This is a genomic window from Paraburkholderia sediminicola, assembly GCF_046026675.1.
Taxonomy (GTDB): domain Bacteria; phylum Pseudomonadota; class Gammaproteobacteria; order Burkholderiales; family Burkholderiaceae; genus Paraburkholderia; species Paraburkholderia sediminicola_F.
Genome location: NZ_JAQQEY010000001.1, coordinates 2,973,239 through 2,991,770 on the forward strand (window position 1 = coordinate 2,973,239; position 18,532 = coordinate 2,991,770).

Consider the following 18,532-nt stretch of genomic DNA (forward strand, 5'->3'; position numbering starts at 1 on the left):
GCGCGCTGTCGCCGGAAAAGTTGGACCTTCGGGGTACTAAGTTCGATGGCTGAAGGCCAGCATGACCGATCGTTACGAGTTCATCTGCGTCTCCGTTTTTCTTTTTTACTATCTGCATTGTCTTTTTAATAACAACACCTTGACATCAATGTGTCAACACTTTTAAAGTCTGTGTAGACAATAAAACAAAACCTTTCGCCTTGTATCGTGCGGCGCTTCATCGGCCGGCCGAACAATGCGCTCACTTCCGGAACGGAGACACGATGAACCACCTTTCACGCCGCGCCTTCCTGCAGACGTTCGGTGCCGCGTCAATAGCAGGCGCCGGCGCATTGCTCACACCGCGCTCGTCGTTTGCGCAGAGCGTGCAATACAAGCTGAAGTACGCGAACAACATGCCGCTTTCGCATCCGATGAACGTGCGTGCGAAAGAAGCCGCGGCTGCGATCAGCAAGGAAAGTAACGGCCGCATCGATTTGCAGATCTTCCCGAACAGCCAGATGGGAAGCGACACCGATATGCTGTCGCAGGTGCGTTCCGGTGCGATCGATTTTCTGACCGAAGGCGGCGACATCATGTCGTCGCTCGTGCCGGTCGCGGGGATCAACGGCGTCGGTTTTGCGTTCAACGATTACAACGAGGTATGGGCCGCGATGGACGGCGACCTCGGCAAATACATTCGCAACGCGATCTCCAAGGTCGGCCTCATGGCGATGGACAAGACGTGGGATAACGGCTTCCGGCAGGTGACGAGTTCGCTCAGGCCGATCAATACGCCGGCTGACCTGAAAGGGCTGAAGATCCGCGTTCCGGTGAGCCCGCTGTGGACGGCGCTTTTCAAGGCGCTCGGCGCGGCGCCGACCAGCGTCAACTTCAACGAAGCGTATTCGGCCATGCAGACGAAGGTGGTCGATGCGGAAGAGAACGCGCTGACGCTGATCGAAACGTCGCGCTTCTATGAAGTGCAGAAGTACTGCTCGTTGACCAACCACATCTGGAGCGGCTTCTGGTTCCTGGCGAACGAGCGCTCGTGGAACAAGCTGCCGCCGGATATGCAGGCGATCGTCGCGAAACATGTGAACGCCGCGGCGATGAACCAGCGCGCCGACGTCGCCGCGCTGGACGCGACGCTGCAAACCAAGCTGAAGTCACAGGGGATGGTTTTCAACAAGCCGGATATCGCGCCGTTCCGCGCCGTGCTGCAGAAGGCCGGGTTCTACCAGCAATACCGGAAGCAGTATGGCGACGAGGCGTGGTCGCTGCTCGAGAAGTACACGCATCAGCTCGCCTGACGGCGGGTCGCGCCAGCTCGACGACGCGCCGCCAAAGGCGGCATTACGGCAATCGCGGTATCCGCCGAAATCTTCGAAGCCGAGATCGGTTTAGCATTGGCTGGAGCGGTTAACACGGCGCTTCGAGCACGGCTCGCGGCGCCGTTTGTTCGTTAGCGATGACGCCAGAGCGGTGCACGTTTTTCGAAGAACGCCTGATTGCCTTCGGCCGCATCGCGCGACTGATACGCCAGCACGAACGCTTCGAGCTCGACTTCGAGGTGGCGCCGGAATGCACTGCGGAATTCATGATCGGCGAGACTCGTGATGGTTCGCACCGACTGCCCCGGCTTCGACGCATACAGCGACGCAAGTTCGAGCGCGCGTTGATCAAGCGCGTCGTTATCGACGATTTCATCGACGATGCCGAGCGCCAGCGCCTGCTCGGCGTCGATCCGCTGGCCGCCGTACAGCATTTTCTTCGCTGCCACCGGGCCGATCAGACGCGTCAGCAGCGCGATGCCGCCCGTACCCGGCCACACGCCGCGGTCGATCTCCGGTAATGCGAACAGCGCGTTGCGTGCGGCCAGCCGGAACGTGCAACCGAGTGCGAGCTCGAGCCCGCCGCCCATGCAGAAGCCGTGAATCGACGCGATCACCGGAATGTCGAGTTCGACCAGCGCGCGCATCATCCGATGCGCGTTCTCGCCGTGCGCGCGCGCGACCTTTGCGTCGAAACGCAGTGGAAATTCACACAGATCGGCGCCCGCGGAAAACGCGCGTTCTCCGCTGCCAAAAATCACACAGCGCAAATCGCGCCGCTCCTGTGCGCCGGCCCAAAAAATGCCGAGCTCACGGCGCACCGCCTGAGTCAGCACATTCAGCGGCGGGTTTGCAATCGCGACTCGCGCGATGGCCGGTGCGATCTCTTCGACGTCGATTGCAGCTGCCGCGGCCACGCGGGGTTGTATCGGGTCCATCTCTCCTCCAGGTATCGACCCAATCCGCATCTGATGCAGGTCAGGCTAAGTGTATTCACTATTAAATATTTTACCGACACTACAATACAATGTGTCAACACTTTTAACAGCGGCGCCGCGGTGGGAGCGGCGTTGGCAGAAGCCGACGACGGCACTTCGGGGTTGAGTTTTCCTCAAGCAGAAGCGAATAAAAACTCGTTAGGGATGCAATCACGTCGCCCCTAGAATCAAAATAGACAAACGCGGACGAATACCGCGACGAGGAGATCTTCATCACCAGAACATAAGGGCACTGCCCATAACCGGAGGAGACATGCAAGCCACGAAAGTGAAGGCGCACGTACGCCTGTCGCAAAGCAAGACTACACGCCGGACGCTGATCAGGAGTGCACTGGCGTTGCCGCTCGTCGGCATTCTGCCCAAAGGGGTAAGAGCCGCAGAATTCAACTACAAGTTCGCGACTGCGCTGCAAGGCGGCCATCCGTTGAACGTGCGCGCGAGCGAGGCGTTTGTCCGCATCCGCGAAGCGACGCATGGCCAGGTCGAGATCAAACTGTTCCCCGCCAACGTGCTCGGCTCCGACGCCGACACGCTGACGCAGACGCGCACCGGCGCAGTCGAATTCATGGTCCTCGGGCATGGCAACCTGGGTAACTATGTGCGATCGTCGGGCATCCTCAGCACCGGCTTCGCATTCAGCGACTACTCGCACGTATGGGCCGCCGTGGACGGTGCGCTGGGCGACTACATCCGCGACGACATCAACAAGACCGGCACGATTGTCGCGGTCGCGCGCATGTGGGACAACGGCTTCCGCCAGGTCACGTCGTCGTCGCGGCCGATCAGACTGCCCGCCGATCTCGCCGGCTTCAAGCTGCGCGTGCCGCCGACACCGGCCTACACGATGCTGTTCAATGCATTCCACGCCGGCCCCACGCCGATCAACTACTCGGATCTGTACACCTCGCTGCAAACACACATCGTGGACGGCGAAGAGAACCCGCTCGCGATCATCAACTCCGGCAAGCTGTACGAGGTTCAGAAATACTGCAGCTTTACCAATCACATCTGGGACGGCTTCTGGCTGCTCAGCAATCAGCGCGCGTGGATGAAGCTTCCGCCCGCGGTGCGCACGATCGTCACCGAAGAGCTCAACCGCTCGATCGGCGATCAGCGCAGCGATATCGCGGCCAGCAGCGTGAGTTTGCGCAGCAGTCTGGGGGCGAAGGGCCTGCAATTCATCGACGTGGATCAGCAGGCGTTCCGCGCCGCGCTCAGCAAGACATCGTTCTACAAGGACTGGCAGCAGCAGTTCGATCCGAAAGCATGGAGCCTGCTCGAACAGACCGTGGGCAAGCTCGCCTGAGCACGGCCCCGGCGCCGCCCTTGCGCGGCGTCCGGGAACATGACGGGAAGCAATCACGAGACTTGACCATGAGACACAATCTGACGATGACCGCCGAACCCTCGCAAGACGTCGAAACGGGGCTGGCGAAAGCCCGCGCGGCGCTGGTCTGGACCATCGAAAGCGCTGCGGCGCTGCTGGTCGCCGTGGAGACAGTGATTCTGTTCAGCGGCGTCGTCGCGCGCTATATATTCCAGCATCCGCTCGACTGGTCCGACGAACTCGGCTCGTTGCTGTTTCTGTGGCTCGCCATGCTGGGCGCGGTTATCGCCTTCTGGCGCGGCAACCACATGCGGATGACGGCGCTGGTCGACCGTGCGTCGCCCGCGCTGCGCGCGATACTCGATGTATTCGCGATCGCCGCCGCACTCGCGTTCCTGCTGCTGATCGTGCAACCGACATGGAGTTACGCGAACGATGCGATCGACGTTACGTCTCCCGCGCTCCAGATTTCGACGGTATGGCGAGCCGCCGCGCTGCCGGTCGGCGCCGTGCTGCTGGTGATATCGAGCGTGATTCAGCTCGCGCAGGTGGCGAAGCGGCGCACGGTGCTGCTGGCGATCATGGGCGTCGCGTTGCTCGCCGGCGCGCTATATGCGCTTCAGCCGGTGTTCGAGAATCTCGGCAACGTGAATCTGGTGATCTTCTTCGTCGTCATCGTCGCGATCGGTATCTTTTCCGGCGTGCCGATCGCGTTCACGTTCGGTATCGCGACGTTCGCCTATCTGGCGTTGACGACCAACGTCCCGCTGACCGTGGTGGTCGGCCGGATGGACGAAGGCATGTCGCATCCGATCCTGCTGGCCGTGCCGCTCTTCGTGTTCCTCGGTTATCTGATGGAGATGACCGGCATCGCCGCCGCGCTCGTCAATTTTCTCGCACAGGCGCTGGGTCCGGTTCGCGGCGGGCTGTCGTATGCGCTCGTCGGCGCAATGTATCTGCTGTCAGGAATTTCGGGTTCAAAAGTCGCCGACATGGCAGCGGTCGCGCCGGTTCTGTTTCCCGAGATGAAGCGGCGCGGCTCGGATCCGGGCGAACTGGTTGCGCTGCTGGCCGCGACCGGCGCGCAAACCGAGACGATTCCGCCGGGCATTGTGCTGATCACGATTGGTTCGGTTACCGGAGTATCGATTACCGCGCTTTTCACCGGCGGCCTGATGCCGGCGATCGCACTAGGCCTCGCGCTGTGCGCGGTGGTGTGGTACCGGCACCGCAAGCATGCGCCCGACACGGTGGGCCGCATTGACGTGCGGCGTCTTCTGAAGACCTTCGTGATTGCGCTACCGGCGCTTGCGCTGCCCGTGGTGATTCGCGGCGCGGTGGTGGAAGGCGTGGCGACTGCGACCGAGGTGTCTACGGTCGGCGTGATGTATTCGCTGATCGTCGGCTTGCTCATCTATCGCAAGTTCGAATGGCGCCGGATGCGGCCAATGATGATCCAGACAGCCGCGCTGTCGGGCTCGATCCTGCTGATCATCGGCACGGCGACGGCGATGGCGTGGGCGCTGACGCAATCGGGATTCTCGATCGAACTCGCCGCTGCGATGGCGACGCTGCCCGGCGGCGCGCCGACCTTTCTTGCGGTGTCGGTGGTCGCGTTCATCGTGCTCGGCAGCGTGCTCGAAGGCATTCCGGCGGTGGTGCTGTTCGGACCGCTGCTGTTTCCGATCGCGCGCACAATGGGTATCAGCGAAGTTCACTACGCGATCGTTGTGGTTCTTTCGATGGGGATCGGGCTGTTCGCACCACCGTTTGGTGTCGGTTACTACTCGGCCTGTGTGATCGGCGGCGTGGATCCGTCGAGCGCGATGCGCAAGATCTGGCCGTATCTGGCAGCGCTTCTCGTGGGCCTCGCCGTCGTCACGGCCGTGCCGTGGTTCTCAGTCGGATTCCTCTAATGCGAGCCCGTGCCGTCCACCGGCGCGGCGTCGCCAGCGCCCTCCTTGCGCAGCCACGCGACGAGCGCCTGCAGGTCTTTCGACGAGCGCAGGCTGGGCGCGATCCACAACACGATGTTGTACTCCCCTTCTTCGAAGCCATACGGCGCGACGAGCCGCCCCGAGCCGATCTCCTCCTCGACCATCATGCGCGGAGCGATCGCGATGCCAAGCCCGCACGACGCCGCCTGGATCATCAGATAGAAATGTTCGTAGACGTCGTGCGGCATCACGTCGAGGTCCTGCCGCCCAACGCGCGCAAGCCAGTCGCGCCATGCCCGCGGCCGCGTCTTGGTGGCCAGGATGCGCATTTTCAGCAGATCGTCGAGGCCACGCTCACCGTGCTTTTCGAAAAACCCGGGCGCGCAGACAAGTCCCGTCTCTTCCTTCATCAGATGCTTGACGATCACGTCCTGCGGCGGCGCCAGCATGTCGTTGCGGATCGCGACGCTGACCTCCTCGCGCGCGAGATCGAGCGGCCCGTAGTTGACGTTCAGCAGCACTTCGACATCCGGATACGCCTGCTTGAACCGCGCAAGCCGCGGAATCAGCCAGTACATCATGATCGTCGCGGAACACGACACGGTCAGCGGGCCGGGTTGCAGCTGCTGCACGCTCGCGTTGATCAGTTGAAATCCTTCGGACAGGCTGACCGCAAGCCGCCTGCCTTCGGACGTGGGTTCGACCGACTGTCCGAGGCGCTTGAGCAGCGTGATCGAGAAAATCGTTTCGAGCGATTGTATGTGGCGGCTGACGGCACCGGGCGTCACCCCCAGTTCGTTGGCGGCCAGCGTCATGCTGCCGAGCCTGACGGAAACTTCAAAGGCTCTAAGGGCGTTTAGCGATGGACGAAGCGCTGACATTGGGAGTGGGAGTAAGTGATGGAAAACGAAGTGTTGAAATCGAAATGAATTTCGTCAGTTATTCTAACCATCCGCATTGCGTTTTTCTCACGGCTTGCCGAAAAAAAGTCGATTGTCTGCCTGCTACGCGGGTCCTAGACTCATCGCAAATGATGCAAAGCTTTTCGCAACCGGACCAAGGAGAACACCATGCCTGACATCGACGCGCGCCTGCGCCCGCCTGGCGTAGCAACGGGAATCTCATCATGAGCCAAGATCGCGTCGTAGCCCGTTATCTCGTCGAATCGCCGTACCCGCTCGGACAAGCGGCCGAACTGATTGCTGGCGAACAGTCCAGCGGCACCTTCGTCACAGTGCCGGGCGAAACCGTCGAACTCAAGGAGCGCTTCGGCGCGCAGGTCGTCAGCATCACGCCGCTCGAAACGGTCGATACGCCGGCACTGCCCGGCTGCACGCCGGCGCGCTCGTCAGGGCCGGCACGTTATCAACGCGGCGAGATCGCGATCTCTTTTCCGCTGCACAACTTCGGACCGTCGCTGCCGAACCTGTTCACCACCGTCGCGGGCAATCTGTATGAATTGCAGCAACTTTCCGGCCTGAGGCTGCTCGACCTCGATCTGCCCGATGCGTTCGGCGCACGTTATCCGGGGCCGGCTTTCGGCATCGAAGGCACGCGCAAACTGGTCAATGTATACGACCGCGCGTTGATCGGCACGATCGTCAAACCGAGCATCGGCCTCTCGACGCAGGAGTTGCGAGTTCGGGTGCGCGAACTCGCGCTGGCGGGTCTCGACTTCATCAAGGATGATGAACTCTGCGGCAACCCGCCGTATGCGCCGCTCGCCGAACGGGTCGCCGCGGTGATGGGCGAGATCGAACGCGCGGCGGACGAGACCGGAAAAAAGGTGATGTACGCATTCAACATCACTGGCGATATCGACGAACTGCGGCGCGGCCACGATCTCGTGCTCGAACACGGCGGCAACTGCGTGATGGTGGCGGTCAACAGCATCGGCTTCGCGGGCGTAGCGTGGCTGCGCCGTCATAGCGCACTGCCGATTCACGGCCACCGCGCGACGATCGGCGCGCTGTCGCGCTGCCCGCTGCTCGGCATCGGCTTTACCGCGTATCAGAAGCTCGCGCGTCTCGCCGGCGTCGACCATCTGCATGTCGGCGGGATCGACAGCAAGTTTTATCAGGCGAACGAAGAGGTGACGCAGTCGATCAAGGACTGCCTCACGCCAATGTTCGGCGGCTATACGGCGATGCCGGCGGTGTCGTCCGCGCAGTGGGCCGGCTCGGCGATCACCACCTATGCGGCGACCGGCACCGTCGATTTGCTCCATATGGCGGGCGGCGGCATCCTGGCGCATCCGCATGGCGTCACGGCAGGGGTGCGCAGCATGCAGCAGGGGTGGGACGCGGCGCTTGCCGGCGCCGACCTCGTCGAGTACGCGAGCTCGCGGCCTGAATTGCGGGCGGCGGTCGATAAATTTGGCAAGTAGGCTGCAGGCGCCGCTAACAGATACGGGCGTCGAAACGAAAATCAGCAAAGACGGATCAGGAGACAGGTAATGAAACTTACTGCGGAACAACATCGACAGTTCGACGACAACGGCTTTCTGCTCGTGCCAGACGTATTCTCGCTCGACGAAGTAATCGCGCTGCGCGACGAATCGACCGCGATCTTCCAGCACCATCGGCCGGAAATCTGGCGCGAGAAAAACGGCGAACCGCGCACCGCGTTCGGCTGCCATGAATACAACGAAGTATTTCGCGCGCTGACGTTGGACAGCCGGCTCGTCGAACCAGTCGAACAGATCATCGGTGAGCAGTTGTATATCCACCAGTTCAAGGTCAATCCAAAGGTCGCGTTCGAGGGCGACACGTTCCCGTGGCACCAGGACTTCGTGACCTGGCATGAAGACGACGGCATGCCAGAAGCCCGTGCGATGAACGCCGCGATCTTTCTCGACGACGTCCACGCATCCAACGGGGCGCTGATGTTTGTGCTGGGGAGCCACAAAGAAGGCATGATCTACGCGGAGGACGTCAACGGCCGCCGCTGGCTCGAACGGGAGGACGTGGTGCGCCTGATCCGCTCCGGCGACGACATTGCGATCGCCGAGGGCCGCGCGGGCAGCGTACTGCTGTTCCACGGCGACGTCGTGCATGGTTCGGCGGGCAACATCACGCCGCTGCCGCGCCGCATCCTGTACGTCACCTACTCAGCGCTGTCGAACCATCTGCGCCGGCCGACGCGTCCGCCGTATATCGCGCACCGGTCCTTCGAGCCGATCGTTGCGGTCGAACGGGCGGTCCAACACGCGACCGCGCATCACACGGCCTGAACCGCGAGACACGCCCGATGCGAGAGCCCATCTGTTTCTACGGCGACGACTTCACGGGCGCCGCCGCGAACCTGCTTGAGTTTCATTGCCACGGACTGCGCGGCGTGCTGTTCGTCGATACGCCGAGCGCCGCGCAACTCACCGCTTACCGTGGTAAGGCGGACGTGATCGGCATCGCTGGCGTGAGCCGCTCGCTCGCGCCGGCGGCGATGGAGCAAGAAGTGCGGCCCGCATTCGAACTATTCCGCACGATGGGCGCGCGCCTGATCCAGTACAAGATCTGCGCGACGTTCGATTCGTCGCCTGTGCGCGGCAACTTCGGCACCGTACTCGAACTGGCGCGCACGCTGTTCGGCACGCGCACGATACCGATCGTCCCAGCCCATCCGGACTTCGGCCGCTACACGGTATTCGGCAATCACTTTTCCGTCTATCAGGACAGCGTGTTCCGGCTCGACCGCCACCCGAGCATGGCGAACCATCCGGCCACGCCGATGCACGAGGCGGATCTGCGCAGGCATCTGGCCGCGCAGACGGCGCTGCCGATCGCGCTGTGCGATCTGCCGTCGCTGCGTGCGGCGAGCGACGGTGCGCTCGACGATCTGCTGGCGAGCTCCGATGCGGCCGCGACCGTATTCGACGCGATCGAGCGGCGCGACCTTGTAACCGTCGCGCGCGCGGCGTGGCGGGCGTCGCGGCAACAGCCGCTGTTCACGCTGTCAGCGCACGGTTTCGCCGCGGGCCTCGGCAGTCATCTCGCCGAACTCGGCGAGACCGGCACGGTGAGCCACGCGCCGCAAAAGCCGGTGGAAAGCCTCGTCGTGCTATCGGGAAGTTGCTCACCGCGCACGGCGTCGCAGATCGCGTATGCGCAGGCGCACGGGTGGCGCACGCTGCGCCTGCCAGTCGAAAAATTCGGCACACAGGACGAAACGCAGGTCGTCGAACAACTCGTCGCCGAGATTCTCGACGCACTCGCCGCGCGGCGCAGCATCATCGTCTATGCGGCCGCCGGTCCCGACGATGCGTCGATCGCCGCGGGCCGCAGCGTGTTCGACAGCATGGCCACCGAATCGTCGGCGGTGATCGGCGGCGTGTATGGCGCTGTATTGCGGCGTGTCGTAGCGAGCCGGCGCCTGTCGCGCGTCGTACTCGCTGGCGGCGATACGTCGAGCCAGACGATGCGCCGACTCGGCGTCGAGGCATTGACGATCGACGCGGTCAACACCGCGACCAACGAAGCCTTCATGCGGGTCCACGCGCAGGGCAGCCCGTTCGATGGCATGCAGGTACTGCTCAAGGCCGGGCAGAACGGCACCGAAGATTACTTAGGCCGCGCGCTCGAAGGTGACGGCTGGGTGTGAGCGGACACCGTCGCGCGCATCTGCCTGGCGCCCCACCTTTTCTATTCCTTCATACCATCGGCATCGAAAGGCATTCGAATGAATACATTGCACCCCGTCACGGGCGTCATCGGCCTCGGCGCGATGGGCTCGGGCGTCGCGCGCTCGCTGCTGCGCGCCGGCTTCGCGACTCACGTATGCGACACGCGCGCGGCCGCTGTGGAAAGCTTTACCGTCGACGGCGCGACCGGTTGCGCAAATCCGGCCGAGCTGGCCGCACGGTGCGACGTGGTGATCAGCGTGGTGGTCGATGCGGCGCAGACCGAGCAGGTGCTGTTCGGCCCGACTGGCTGCGCCGCGGCAATGAAGCCCGGCAGCGTCTTCGTAATGTGCAGCACAGTGCCGCCCAACCGCTCAATCGAATTCGCCGCGCGCATCGCCGAACTCGGCGTGCTGTATCTGGACGCGCCGATCTCCGGCGGCCCCGCCCGCGCGGCGAACGGCGAGCTGACGATGATGACGTCCGGCGTCCCGGCTGCGTATGAGCGGTGCGAAGTGGTGCTCGACGCGATCGCCGCCAAGGTGTACCGCCTTGGCCACGAAGCCGGCGCTGGCAGCAAGGTGAAGCTCATCAACCAATTGCTGGCCGGCGTGCACGGCGCGGTCGCCGCCGAAGCGATCGCGCTCGGCCTGCGCGAAGGCGTCGACCCGCATGCGCTGTACGAGGTCATCACGCACAGCGCCGGAAACAGCTGGATGTTCGAGAACCGGATCGCGCATGTACTGGCCGGCGACTATACGCCACTGTCCGCGGTGGACATCTTCGTCAAGGATCTTGGACTTGCGCTCGATCTGGCGCGCTCGAGCAAGTTTCCGCTGCCGCTGTCGAGCACCGCGCACCAGATGTTCATGCAGGCGAGTGCGGCCGGTTTTGCGCGCGAAGACGACAGCGCCGTCATCAAGATTTTCCCGGGTATCGAACTACCGCGATGCAAACAGACAGACGGCGATCGCTAACGCATCCTGGCTTCATTCAACGGCTCAATGACACTAGCGGGACCACCCATGCTTGAAGGAAAGACAGCGCTTATCACCGGTTCCACTGGCGGCATTGGCCTCGGCACCGCGATTGCGCTGGCCAGGGCCGGCGCCAACATTGCGCTAAACGGCCGCGCGGACGACGCGCGCGAGGGCACCGCGCAGGTTGCGGCGCACGGCACGCAGGTCGCCTACTTCCGCGCCGATATGGCCAGCCCGTTGCAGATCGCGAACATGATGCGCGCCGCCGCGGAACGCTTCGGCCGGATCGACATCGTCATCAACAATGCAGGCATGCAGTACATCGCCGCGACCGAGGATTTCCCGGAGGATCGCTGGGACGCGATGATCGCAGTGAACCTGTCGAGCGCATTTCACACGACCCGTCTCGCGCTGCCGGCGATGAAGGCGGCGAACTGGGGCCGCGTCATCAATATAGGTTCGACGCATTCACTCGTCGCATCGCCGAACAAATCGGCCTATGTGGCCGCCAAACACGCAATCATCGGACTGACCAAGGCCGTCGCATTGGAGAACGTAATGAGCGGCGTGACCTGCAATGCGATCTGTCCGGGGATGGTGCTGACGTCGATGGTCGAGCGGCAGATCGCGGCGTTCGGCGCCGAACGAGGCATGTCGCACGATGACGCCACCCGTGCGTTTCTGGCCGCGAAGCAGCCGTCGCTGCAGTTCACGACGCCGGAGCAGTTGGGCGCGCTTGCGGTGTTCATGTGCTCGCCCGGCGGGGACAACGTGCGCGGCGTGGCGTGGCAGGTCGATGGGGGGTGGACGGCGCAGTGACGGATGCGATCGACAGTCCGCGTTGTCCGTGCGATCGGCGATCTATGTCATCTTGTGATGCGCTACCAATCCGCACTGCCATCACATCTTACTGAGTTCCGCCGACGTCTATCGATATCTCGTGTCACTCGCGTTGAATTGGCCCGCGTTTCATGGCCTTTTCCTATTTTTCAGGCAACCTACGTCGGCACCTTAACGCAGGTATTCCGAGTTTGATTGATGACGTTGTATTGACGTTCGAGTTGCATCAGCCCGACAAAAAACACCCCGTCGATCTTGCAATACAAGTTGATCGGCCGCAGAAGCCCATCTTGAGTCATCGCGCCTTGGGCCTCCACGAACACCGGTTGACTGTACTGGCGGATTGAGTCGTCCACGGCATCCGCCATTTTCCGAAGGTCCATCGGGAAGTTCTGCGAGACCTCAAAAAGCCTGTCTTGGCAGCAATTGAAAATGTAGAAGTGTCCACCCCAAAGCGGTCACGAATGGCCGCGCATTGCCGGCATGACCGGTTCCCGTGCGCCGAATGCGTGCCCCCTCCCCTCGGAAACCTCCGCTCTGTTTCCCACGAGAGCCGTCCGCTGTGTGAGCGGTAACCGTGCGGGCAAACCATGAAAAAGAACTTACGGCTTTCACCGTGAGTCCTTGTTTTTTTGGTCGGGGCGGGAGGATTTGAACCTCCGACCACCTGCACCCCATGCACGGTCGCGCAAACTCACGCGAATCCGGGGTCAGCCTGCCGCGCCACTAATCCGAATGATCTGTGCCCCCGCCTTCAGCTTGTCCGTATAGTCCGCCCACAACTGCATCATCACTCGGCGCTCCCTGATGAACTTAGTCCGGTTATACGCCGAGCCAAGGTTATCCGGGACTGCATGTGCGAGTTGGTGCTCGATCACCTCTGGTTTCTGCTCCAGTTCCTCGTGCAGGATGGTACGGGCCATAGCGCGAAAACCGTGGCCGGTAATTTCCGTACGGGTGTCATAAGCCAATCGTCTGAGTGCGGCATAGATCGCCGCTTCGCTCATTGGACGCAACGTCGAACGAGCACCGGGAAAAACAAAACGCCCCTTGCCGCTCAATGCTTGCAACTCCCGCAGGAAAGCCACTGCCTGGGTTGCAAGCGGCACCAGATGCTGAGTCCGCGTCTTTGTCACCAGATAGCGCCACTCCCCCTTATCCAGATCGAATTGCGCCCACTCGGCCCGACGAAGTTCGCCAGGCCGCACGAATAGCATCGGCGCAAGCTTGAGCGCACAGAGCACGGGAAACGTCCCCGAGAAGCCATCGAAGGCCCTGAGCATTTCCGCCACCTTGGCGGGTTCGGTAAGCGCGGCAACGTGCTTTTCTATTGGAGGCGGAATCGCCCCGATCAGGTCCTTTGCCGGATCGCTCTTTGCCTTGCCTTCCTTGATCGCATACCGGAAAACGCGGCTGATTTCACTGCGTACCCCGGTGTGCTGAATATCGTGCACCCGTACTATCGATCCGCTTGAGCACCACCAGAATCTCGGGGGCGTCGACCTCGGTGATAGGACGCTTGCCCAGCCAGGGGAATACGTCGTTTTGCAGACGGGCGAGTGTCTTTTCGTGCTGACCGATCCGCACGACCGACTTGCGCTCCTCCAACCAATCACGGGCGACCGCCTCGAATGAATTGTTGGTGTTGAGCCTTGCGGCCCGCTTATCAGCCTTTTTTACGTCGCTCGGGTCAATCCTGGCCGCCAGTTGTTCACGCGTCGCACTTCGTTTCCTGCGCGCTGCCGCGAACGATACGTCGGGGTAGACACCCAACGCCAAGCGTCTTTCTCTACCACCGAATCGGTATTTGAGGCGCCAATATTTCCCTCCCGACGGCGCAATCTCCAGATACATCCCGCCACCGTCAGTCAGGCGATAGGCCCTCTTGCGAGGGGCGGCGCTACGCACGGCAATGTCAGTCAGGGGCATGACGACCTCCTGGGGGCATTTTTTGCAAGGGTGTCCAACTTACCAACAATCCCCCTAAGATGCCCCCACATGCCCCCCGGATGTCAACGGAACTTTGCAAGTGTTCTGGGAAACAAAAAACCCTCGAAGCATTGCTGCATCGAGGGTCTACGGATTTTCGCGGAACCGGGTGGAATACTTCCTGGTGCGGGGACCGGAATCCAATACCGTCTGACATCATTTGTCTCACAGCATTCTGGCTAGATTCCGTTCGCAACATACCCCCAAAACTACCCCCACACTCCTGGCATGTTCGATTGTGCTCCAGGCAGCCGACTCCAACAGTTGCCCGCAAGGCGCCGCCAGGTTTGACTCCCGCTCTGCCTGAACACGGCCTACCCATACTGCAAGATCAATAGCCACAACAGATCAGAAAAAGGCGGGCGTGGTGCTTCCGATCAGGTCGCTGTGGGGGCTATCCCGAATCCCACTCGATGGTCAATCGGGGGCTGAGCCCTTGCTGATACGGCGTTTCCGCCCGGTCAGGCAGCGACGATACCGTCAGCGATACCGAAAAATCCAGTCGGCAGTTAGCAGCTTTGGACAGACTGCATCGGTGAATCAACCTGCGCTTTCGTTGAAAGATCAAGAGCACTGGGCATCTGAGGACGATTTCTGCGGGGATACCGTCATCGATACCGTCAGGCACTTTCCAACGAGATCCTGGCAGATGTTGTGGAAGCCATCTTAACTTCGGCCGCGCCTCCGACCGGAAAGCATGCAACGCGCGATGCAACCGCCGTGGGTCAACCATAGTGACGACCTCCGATGACGGGCGTTGTGCCGCTTACTCAGCGCGTTGCCAATCAGGCGAACGTCTCGTCGAGCGCCGCCTTGATATCTGCGATCAGATCGGCTGGGTCTTCGAGGCCGATCGACAGACGCAGATGACCATATTCCCGGAACACGTCCGGATAGCGCTCCGATCCGCCCCGCCCCGCCTTGCCGACGTGCACGATCAGAGACTCGTCGTGGCCAAGCGATACCGCGGAGGTAATGAGACACAGGTTAGCCACGAAGCGATTCTGTATCTCCGGTTCACCTTTGACGGCAAAAGCCATGACAGCGCCATATCCCATGCCACCAAACTGGCGCAATGCAAGCGCATGTTGAGGATGGGAAGGCAGTCCTGGAAACGCCACGAAGGCAACACGTGGATCCTTGTCGAGGAATTCGGCGACCCTCTGCGCGGTAGACACGTGCTGAGCCAGACGCAGTGGCAAGGTCACTGAGCCCCGCATGATCAGCCACGCATTGAAAGGCGAGATTGAACCGCCCACATCGACAAGCGCATCGGCCTTCAGACGACGAATCAGTTCCGCGCACCCGATCACGGCTCCGCCCATCGCATCGCCATGCCCGTTGATGTACTTCGTCAGTGCATGAACCACGAAATCCGCGTCATGTTCAAGGCCGCGAAACATCGGTGGGGGCGTGAACGTTGCGTCGATCGATAGCATGGCGCCGGCATCGTGTGCGATCTTTGCAAGCGCCCGGACATCCGCCACCTTTGTGGTCGGATTGGCAATCGTCTCGGCGTGGATCAGCTTCGTGTTCGGGCGTACGGCGTCGCGTACCGCAGCGAGATCGCTGATGTCCACAAACGTGGCTTCGATACCGTACCGTTGCGGGAGCAGATCACTGAAAAGACGCCAGACAGCCTCATATGTGACGTCGCTGACCACGACATGATCGCCACTCTTCAGGAACGTGAAGAAGATCGCATGCAACGCAGCAACACCCGTGCTGAAAACGACTGCATCCTCACCGCGCTCCATCGCGGCAAGCTTGCGCTCGAGGCAAAGCTGATTGTGGCCAGAATTGCGGGTATAGAAGAGCGTTTGAGAATCCGACCAGTCGAGTGCAGACGGGTCATCGGGCAACTGGTACGAATTCGCCATCACGATCGGCGTACGGATTGCGCCCGTCGTGGCGTCAATGACGTTCCCGGCGTGCACTACCTGACTTGCGAAGGAGAGGCTTGCCGGTTCGTCCTTATCAGGCCGTTGCTGACTGTTCATGGCTGCCATATACCGCCTTCCTGATGCACACGACCTTCGGTTGAGTCATTTCCTCGTACGCAAATCTGACACCTTCGCGGCCGAGGCTTCCGTACTTGAATCCCCCGAACGGCATGGCGTCGAATCGGTAGTCCGACGAGTCGTTGATCATGACGCCGCCAGCCTCCAGCCTGTCGGCTGCCTTGAGCGCGGCATGTAGATCATTTGTGAAGATGCCGGCATGCAGACTGTATTCGGAGCTGTTGGCGAGCGAGAGTGCCTCATCCAGTGTCTCAATCCGCTGAAGAACGACAACCGGGCTGAATATTTCCTGCTTCCACAATTCGCATTCGAAGCTGACGTCCTCAAGTACCGTTGGCGCGTAAAGCGAGCCGTCCTGAGTATTGCCGCACAGCAGTGTGGCTCCCTGACTGAGCGCGGCATCCACCACGCGTTTCGTGTGCGCCGCTGACTGAGCGGTGATCATCGGCCCGACGTCCGTGTCAGGCAACGCGGGATTGCCCGTCTTGAGCACTTTGGTGCCGGCAACGAAACGCGTCCTGAACGCGTCATAGATGGACGACTGAACCAGAATGCGTTGCGTGCCAATACAGTTCTGGCCGGCGGCCCAGAACGCTCCAGACACGCACGACGTAGCAGCGTCCTCGAGGTCGCAGTCGTTCAGAACGATGACGGGCGCATTACCGCCCAGATCCATCGCAAGCTTTTTGAGGCCTGCGGAACTGGCTATTTTCTCCCCGGTTGCGAATCCACCGGTAAACGAAACCATTCTGACGTCCCGGGATGAGACGAGTGCTTCGCCGAGCGCTGCGCCACCCGTCGCGACCGACACGACGTTCTGTGGCATGCCAGCCGCCACCAGATATCCGACGAGCTTGATCGCCGATAGCGGCGTGAGTTCGGACGGCTTTAGAACGACGGCATTGCCGCCGGCAATCGCCGGGCCGAGTTTATGCGCAACCAGGTTGAGTGGATCGTTGTACGGCGTGATGGCAACGATAATGCCGAGAGGTTCCCGCGTGAACCATCCCTGGCGGTTTTCCGATCCACCATACGCGTCGAACGGCACGACCTCGCCTGCGTTTCGACGCGCCTCATCGGCAGATAGCTTCAGCGTGTTCACACACCGCAGCACCTCCTTTCGGGCCTGCCTGATCGTCTTACCCGCTTCCGCGACGATGAGACTGGCAAACGCGTCGCTATCGCGCTCCACGAGCGATGCGCAGGTATCGAGCACGCGAGAGCGTTCGTGACGGGACAGGTTACGGCAAACGCGCGCGCCCTCCTTCGCGGTCTGGATCAGTACCTCTGCGCCTTCCGGCGGAATGTTCACGACAGTGCCGACTTCGACGCCATCGAAGGGATTGGTGACCGAGATAAAGCCGGGCGATGAGTCAATGAGGAATGCGGAATTCATTTCGAAGCGCCTGCGTCCTTTCTTGCGAATGCGGAAAATGTCGGAAACCAACGCGCAACCCGTTTCAGCGCGTCTTGCGTCCGGTCCCTGTCTAGAGCGTAAGCGAGCCCTCCACGGAGGTGACGCAGGAACCGCCCACACGCACATTTCCGTCCGCATCCACGCTTACCTTGACCCGTCCATCTCGACCGACGCACCGTCCCTGAGCAGCCACGTAATCTGCTCCGCCGGGCGGCAACAGACCGCGCTGCCACTGGAAGGCTGCCACGCTGCCGTTGCCGCTTCCGCAGACAGGATCCTCCTCCACCCCACAGGATGGCGCGAAGGTACGCACTTCGATTGCGGCATCGTCTCCATGCTCGCGAGTGCCGAATACGGTCAGGCCCGTAACGCCGAGGCGATGCTCGAGTTCCGCCAGCCTCGCGAAATCCGGCTGGAGATCGAGCACGGAAGCCGCATCGTTCAGATGCGCCACAATCCAGATGGGGCCGACATTCACGATACCTGGCGCAGTCTTGAGGTCCACTTTGCAGCCGAGGATCCGCTCCAGCTCCGCCACTTCGGCCGCATGCAGCGGCTCCAACTTCGCAGGCGGCAGGTTGAATGTGAGCTGGCGGTCTGCGCCGCGCTCCTCGAGCGTCAATTCAACGAGGCCAATGCCGCATTGTTGAATCAATCGACCGCTTTCGCCCGGCGTAACGCGCCCCGCTTCCACAACAGCGTGAGCACTACCCAGCGTCGGATGTCCTGCGAAGGGAAGCTCACTGCGCGGCGTGAAGATCCTCAAACGATAGTCGGCGCCGGTTGTCGTGGGCGGAAGAACAAATGTCGTTTCCGAAAGGTTGGTCCAGCGCGCGACAGCTTGCATCGCGTCAGTAGTCAGGCCCTCCGCGTCCAATACTACGGCCACCGGATTGCCGAGAAGCGGCCTCGCGGTGAAGACGTCAACCACTTTGTAAGATCGTTTCATGTTCGCCTCGCCTGACTTCGGTGGACATCTTGGGCATTCTTTAGATGCAAGTGCAACACATGCATCGTAGCGCGTGCAACGCGACCGTAACAGTCACAATCTTTCGCCCATTCGACCATCACAATTTCGCCCGGCGGGAATGGCAC

At 61.6% G+C, this 18,532-nt stretch carries 14 protein-coding genes and 1 pseudogene; 8 read left to right on the plus strand and 7 right to left on the minus strand.

Translation table 11 applies throughout. The annotated features are described in order from the left end of the window. Positions 1-263: 263 nt before the first annotated feature. Positions 264-1,292 carry a TRAP transporter substrate-binding protein gene (locus PQQ86_RS12745; protein ID WP_408267135.1) on the plus strand — a complete coding sequence of 343 codons (1,029 nt, stop codon included), beginning with the start codon at positions 264-266 and terminating at the stop codon, positions 1,290-1,292. Positions 1,293-1,444: 152 nt separating this feature from the next. Here PQQ86_RS12745 and PQQ86_RS12750 read toward each other — a convergent pair whose 3' ends face one another. Further along, positions 1,445-2,251: an enoyl-CoA hydratase/isomerase family protein gene (locus PQQ86_RS12750; protein WP_408267138.1), complete on the minus strand. Its 807-nt coding sequence runs from the start codon at positions 2,249-2,251 to the stop codon at positions 1,445-1,447. A gap of 313 nt (positions 2,252-2,564) precedes the next feature. On the opposite strand from PQQ86_RS12750, the gene PQQ86_RS12755 reads away from it, so the two are divergent. Beyond that, positions 2,565-3,617, plus strand: coding sequence for a TRAP transporter substrate-binding protein (locus tag PQQ86_RS12755; protein ID WP_408267140.1), 1,053 nt, complete (start codon positions 2,565-2,567; stop codon positions 3,615-3,617). A 68-nt stretch (positions 3,618-3,685) separates the two neighbouring features. Next, positions 3,686-5,554 carry a TRAP transporter large permease gene (locus PQQ86_RS12760; protein WP_408267143.1) on the plus strand — a complete coding sequence of 623 codons (1,869 nt, stop codon included), beginning with the start codon at positions 3,686-3,688 and terminating at the stop codon, positions 5,552-5,554. Here PQQ86_RS12760 and PQQ86_RS12765 read toward each other — a convergent pair. Then, positions 5,551-6,456 carry a LysR substrate-binding domain-containing protein gene (locus tag PQQ86_RS12765; RefSeq protein WP_408267146.1) on the minus strand — a complete coding sequence of 302 codons (906 nt, stop codon included), beginning with the start codon at positions 6,454-6,456 and terminating at the stop codon, positions 5,551-5,553. The two genes, PQQ86_RS12760 and PQQ86_RS12765, sit on opposite strands and share 4 nt — an antisense overlap. A 245-nt stretch (positions 6,457-6,701) precedes the next feature. Here PQQ86_RS12765 and PQQ86_RS12770 point away from each other — a divergent pair, with 245 nt between their 5' ends. The 5 genes from PQQ86_RS12770 (at position 6,702) to PQQ86_RS12790 (ending at position 11,989) form a co-directional block, all read left to right on the plus strand. Beyond that, a complete protein-coding gene (locus tag PQQ86_RS12770) occupies positions 6,702-7,961 on the plus strand; it encodes a ribulose-bisphosphate carboxylase large subunit family protein (RefSeq protein WP_408267149.1) in 1,260 nt (419 codons plus the stop codon). Positions 7,962-8,030: 69 nt separating this feature from the next. Next, complete coding sequence (locus PQQ86_RS12775) at positions 8,031-8,807, plus strand: phytanoyl-CoA dioxygenase family protein (RefSeq protein WP_408267152.1); 777 nt, start codon at positions 8,031-8,033, stop codon at positions 8,805-8,807. Between the two features lie 17 nt (positions 8,808-8,824). Continuing rightward, on the plus strand, positions 8,825-10,171 hold the full coding sequence (locus PQQ86_RS12780; protein ID WP_408267155.1) for a four-carbon acid sugar kinase family protein: 1,347 nt from the start codon (positions 8,825-8,827) through the stop codon (positions 10,169-10,171). Positions 10,172-10,249: 78 nt separating this feature from the next. After that, a complete protein-coding gene (ltnD, locus tag PQQ86_RS12785; protein WP_408267158.1) occupies positions 10,250-11,167 on the plus strand; it encodes an L-threonate dehydrogenase in 918 nt (305 codons plus the stop codon). Positions 11,168-11,215: 48 nt separating this feature from the next. Further along, complete coding sequence (locus PQQ86_RS12790; protein ID WP_408267161.1) at positions 11,216-11,989, plus strand: 3-hydroxybutyrate dehydrogenase; 774 nt, start codon at positions 11,216-11,218, stop codon at positions 11,987-11,989. A 179-nt stretch (positions 11,990-12,168) separates the two neighbouring features. On the opposite strand, the gene PQQ86_RS12795 is transcribed toward PQQ86_RS12790, so the two are convergent. The 5 genes and pseudogenes from PQQ86_RS12795 to PQQ86_RS12815 form a co-directional block, all read right to left on the minus strand. Further along, complete coding sequence (locus PQQ86_RS12795) at positions 12,169-12,393, minus strand: hypothetical protein (RefSeq protein ID WP_408267164.1); 225 nt, start codon at positions 12,391-12,393, stop codon at positions 12,169-12,171. Positions 12,394-12,720: 327 nt separating this feature from the next. After that, a pseudogene (locus PQQ86_RS12800) lies at positions 12,721-13,939 on the minus strand (tyrosine-type recombinase/integrase). Between the two features lie 845 nt (positions 13,940-14,784). Next, entirely contained in the window at positions 14,785-16,008 is a 1,224-nt protein-coding gene (locus PQQ86_RS12805) for a trans-sulfuration enzyme family protein (RefSeq protein ID WP_408267166.1), read from the minus strand. Then, entirely contained in the window at positions 15,977-17,416 is a 1,440-nt protein-coding gene (locus PQQ86_RS12810) for an aldehyde dehydrogenase family protein (protein ID WP_408267169.1), read from the minus strand. The genes PQQ86_RS12805 and PQQ86_RS12810 overlap by 32 nt, the downstream gene beginning before the upstream one ends. Before the next feature lie 91 nt (positions 17,417-17,507). Continuing rightward, on the minus strand, positions 17,508-18,386 hold the full coding sequence (locus PQQ86_RS12815; RefSeq protein WP_408267171.1) for a PhzF family phenazine biosynthesis protein: 879 nt from the start codon (positions 18,384-18,386) through the stop codon (positions 17,508-17,510). Positions 18,387-18,532: the final 146 nt, after the last annotated feature.

What these genes read in the sequence shown, in the direction of transcription:
- PQQ86_RS12745 (WP_408267135.1), top strand. Translation starts at nt 264, where the DNA reads ATGAACCACCTTTCACGCCGCGCCTTCCTGCAGACGTTCGGTGCCGCG.
- PQQ86_RS12760 (WP_408267143.1), top strand. Translation starts at nt 3,686, where the DNA reads ATGAGACACAATCTGACGATGACCGCCGAACCCTCGCAAGACGTCGAA.
- PQQ86_RS12775 (WP_408267152.1), top strand. Translation starts at nt 8,031, where the DNA reads ATGAAACTTACTGCGGAACAACATCGACAGTTCGACGACAACGGCTTT.
- PQQ86_RS12750 (WP_408267138.1), bottom strand. Translation starts at nt 2,251, where the DNA reads ATGGACCCGATACAACCCCGCGTGGCCGCGGCAGCTGCAATCGACGTC.
- PQQ86_RS12795 (WP_408267164.1), bottom strand. Translation starts at nt 12,393, where the DNA reads ATGGACCTTCGGAAAATGGCGGATGCCGTGGACGACTCAATCCGCCAG.
- PQQ86_RS12810 (WP_408267169.1), bottom strand. Translation starts at nt 17,416, where the DNA reads ATGAATTCCGCATTCCTCATTGACTCATCGCCCGGCTTTATCTCGGTC.
- PQQ86_RS12805 (WP_408267166.1), bottom strand. Translation starts at nt 16,008, where the DNA reads ATGGCAGCCATGAACAGTCAGCAACGGCCTGATAAGGACGAACCGGCA.
- PQQ86_RS12815 (WP_408267171.1), bottom strand. Translation starts at nt 18,386, where the DNA reads ATGAAACGATCTTACAAAGTGGTTGACGTCTTCACCGCGAGGCCGCTT.
- PQQ86_RS12780 (WP_408267155.1), top strand. Translation starts at nt 8,825, where the DNA reads ATGCGAGAGCCCATCTGTTTCTACGGCGACGACTTCACGGGCGCCGCC.
- PQQ86_RS12790 (WP_408267161.1), top strand. Translation starts at nt 11,216, where the DNA reads ATGCTTGAAGGAAAGACAGCGCTTATCACCGGTTCCACTGGCGGCATT.
- PQQ86_RS12765 (WP_408267146.1), bottom strand. Translation starts at nt 6,456, where the DNA reads ATGTCAGCGCTTCGTCCATCGCTAAACGCCCTTAGAGCCTTTGAAGTT.
- ltnD (WP_408267158.1), top strand. Translation starts at nt 10,250, where the DNA reads ATGAATACATTGCACCCCGTCACGGGCGTCATCGGCCTCGGCGCGATG.
- PQQ86_RS12755 (WP_408267140.1), top strand. Translation starts at nt 2,565, where the DNA reads ATGCAAGCCACGAAAGTGAAGGCGCACGTACGCCTGTCGCAAAGCAAG.
- PQQ86_RS12770 (WP_408267149.1), top strand. Translation starts at nt 6,702, where the DNA reads ATGAGCCAAGATCGCGTCGTAGCCCGTTATCTCGTCGAATCGCCGTAC.